Raw genomic sequence first — 3,675 nt, forward strand, 5'->3', positions numbered from 1 at the left:
GCGACGAGTGGTCCGCCGGGGGCAATCCCAGTGCCCATGCGGGTTAAGCCAACTTACCCCAAAGTAACCCACAGCTTTATCCACAGGCTGTGTGTAACAGTCGCCTTGCAATGAGCCGGTGAGCGCTCTATCTTGTATCCCCATCGCGCCAAACACCTACATGTTGGGTTTTAGGCTTGCTACCGGACACTAGAAGAATGAAACGTCAAGCCCCTTTCGTGGGCCTTAACCGGTGGCACAATCGCTCTTTAATTCCCCGTTTGCCGCCTCGGTGGCAAATTTTGAAACTGGCCTAAATTATGCTCGACGAGCGGCCAGTTTTCGGTGTAACGCCACCAGGCACGCACCACTAGGTATTGTGGTTACGTTTTAACCAGTACACGTCGCTTTTTGAGCCAGGGATGAGCTTGAGCACCACCCCTCAGACCTGTTGTAAGACCTTGCTGCCGGCCTTCCCTACCCAGGAGCGCGCCAGGTGCAGGGCGTTTGATTTGTGCAAACAGTGGTTCTAGCAACACCTGGTTTACAGAAAATAATCGAATGAACGGCGTCACCACGCAGTGTCCAAAAATTAGATAAATGCAGAACACGGAGACTTCAATGCAGACCGACCTCTCTCGCGAGAACCCGCAGGCCGTAGCGCCTCAAGTACCTGACACCACCCAGGACCTGAACGCCACTGCCCCTGGCCAGCTGCGCGTGATCAAACGTAACGGCACCGTGGTGCCGTACACCGATGACAAAATCACCGTAGCCATCACCAAAGCGTTTCTTGCAGTTGAGGGCGGCACCGCTGCCGCTTCGTCGCGCATTCATGAAACCGTCGCGCGCCTGACCGAACAAGTCAGCGCCACCTTCAAGCGCCGCATGCCCTCGGGCGGCACTATCCACATCGAAGAAATTCAGGACCAAGTTGAACTGGCCCTGATGCGCGCCGGCGAGCAAAAAGTCGCCCGCGACTACGTAATCTACCGCGACGCCCGCACCAAAGAGCGCGCCGTACGTGGCAGCAACGAGCCAGCCCAGCCGCACCCAAGCATTCGTGTTACCCACGCCGACGGCAGCGTGGCGCCGCTGGACATGGGCCGCTTGAACACCATCGTGACCGAAGCCTGCGAAGGCCTGGCTGAAGTCGACGGCGACCTGATCCAACGCGAAACCCTGAAAAACCTCTACGACGGCGTAGCGCAAAGCGACGTCAACACCGCCCTGGTGATGACCGCCCGTACCCTGGTAGAGCGTGAGCCGAACTACTCCTACGTCACCGCGCGCCTGCTGATGGACAACATCCGCGCCGAAGGCCTGGGCTTCCTGGGGGTCGCCACCAGCGCCACCCACCACGAAATGGCCGACCTGTACGCCAAAGCGCTGCCGGCCTATATCGAAAAAGGCGTTGAGTTCGAACTGCTCAACCCCGTGCTGAAAGACTTCGACCTGGTAAAACTGGGCAAGGCCATCAACCACGAGCGCGACCAGCAGTTCACCTACCTGGGCCTGCAAACCCTGTACGACCGCTACTTCATCCATAAAGACGGCGTGCGTTTCGAACTGCCGCAAGTGTTCTTTATGCGCGTGGCCATGGGCCTGGCGATTGAAGAAAAGCAAAAAGAAGACCGCGCCATCGAGTTCTACAACTTGCTGTCGTCGTTCGACTACATGAGCTCCACCCCTACCCTGTTCAACGCCGGTACCCTGCGTGCACAGCTCTCCTCCTGCTACCTGACCACCGTGCCGGACGACCTGGGCGGCATCTACGACGCCATCCGCGACAACGCCCTGCTGAGCAAATTTGCCGGCGGTCTGGGCAATGACTGGACTCCAGTTCGCTCGCTGGGCGCCTACATCAAAGGCACCAACGGCAAATCCCAAGGCGTTGTGCCGTTCCTTAAGGTAGTGAACGACACCGCGGTAGCGGTAAACCAGGGCGGCAAGCGCAAAGGCGCGGTGTGTGCCTACCTGGAAACCTGGCACATGGACATTGAAGAGTTCATCGAGCTGCGCAAGAACACCGGTGATGATCGTCGTCGTACCCACGACATGAACACCGCCAACTGGATTCCAGACCTGTTCATGAAGCGCGTCTTCGACGACGGCCCATGGACGCTGTTCTCGCCAAGCGAAGTGCCAGACCTGCACGACCTCACCGGTAAGGCCTTCGAAGAGCGCTACGAGTACTACGAAGCCCTGACCCAGTACGGCGGCAAAATCAAACTGTTCAAGACCATCCAAGCCAAAGACCTGTGGCGCAAGATGCTCTCCATGCTGTTTGAAACCGGCCACCCATGGCTAACCTTTAAAGACCCCTGCAACCTGCGCAGCCCGCAGCAGCATGTGGGCGTGGTTCACAGCTCGAACCTGTGCACCGAAATCACCCTGAACACCAACGCCGACGAAATTGCCGTGTGCAACCTGGGCTCCATCAACCTGCCGAACCACATCGTTGACGGCAAGCTGGACCTGGCCAAACTGCAACGTACCGTGAACACCGCCGTGCGCATGCTCGATAACGTTATCGACATCAACTACTACTCGGTGCCACAAGCGCGTAACTCGAACTTCAAACACCGCCCGGTTGGCCTGGGCATCATGGGCTTCCAGGACGCGCTATACCTGCAGCACATCCCCTACGGTTCCGACGCTGCCGTGCAGTTCGCCGACTCCTCCATGGAAGCGGTCAGCTACTACGCCATTCAAGCCTCGTGCGACCTGGCCGATGAGCGCGGCGCCTACGAAACCTTCCAGGGCTCGCTGTGGAGCAAAGGCATTCTGCCGCTCGACTCGCAGCAAATCCTGATCGAACAACGTGGCCAGAAGTACATCGACGTTGACCTGGCTGAAAGCCTGGACTGGGCGCCGGTACGTGCCCGCGTGCAAAAAGGCATTCGTAACTCCAACATCATGGCCATCGCACCGACCGCCACCATCGCCAACATCACCGGCGTATCGCAGTCGATCGAACCGACCTACCAAAACCTGTACGTGAAATCGAACCTCTCCGGCGAATTCACCGTGATCAACCCCTACCTGGTACGCGACCTGAAAGCCCGCGGCCTGTGGGACTCGGTGATGATCAACGACCTCAAGTACTACGACGGTTCGGTACAACAGATCGAGCGTATTCCGCAGGAACTCAAAGACCTGTACGCCACCGCGTTTGAAGTTGACACCAAATGGATCGTGGACGCCGCCAGCCGCCGCCAGAAATGGATCGACCAGGCCCAATCCCTGAACCTGTACATCGCTGGCGCCAGCGGCAAGAAACTGGACGTGACCTACCGCATGGCTTGGTACCGTGGCCTGAAAACCACCTACTACCTCCGTGCCCTGGCCGCCACCAGCACCGAAAAATCCACCATCAACACCGGCAAACTCAACGCCGTGTCCAGTGGTGGCGGCGAAAGCCAAAGCGCAGCGCCTGCCCAATCGCAAGCCGCCGCGCCACAAGCCGGCCCAGCTCCAGTACCGAAGGCCTGCGCCATCGACGAACCGGATTGCGAAGCTTGCCAATAAGGTAGTACCCGAGAAACTGGATCTCTGCCTGCGCAGGGACGACGAAAGCCGTAAAAACCCCGTCGTCCCCGCGCAGGCGGGGACCCAGAAATCTCAAGCCAAACCCAACCGTTTGGCCAACACGCAAAACCGTAGGGTGTGCTATGCGCACCAACCGCACAAACC

General features: G+C 58.6%; 1 protein-coding gene. It reads left to right on the top strand.

Annotation, left to right across the window (positions count from 1 at the left end; all coding sequences use genetic code 11):
- Positions 1 to 600: 600 nt before the first annotated feature.
- Entirely contained in the window at positions 601 to 3,510 is a 2,910-nt protein-coding gene (locus AAAB16_RS25745) for a ribonucleoside-diphosphate reductase subunit alpha (protein ID WP_340665921.1), read from the top strand.
- Positions 3,511 to 3,675: the final 165 nt, after the last annotated feature.

The sequence above is a fragment of the Pseudomonas sp. genome, assembly GCF_037994325.1.
In the GTDB taxonomy this organism is placed as follows: domain Bacteria; phylum Pseudomonadota; class Gammaproteobacteria; order Pseudomonadales; family Pseudomonadaceae; genus Aquipseudomonas.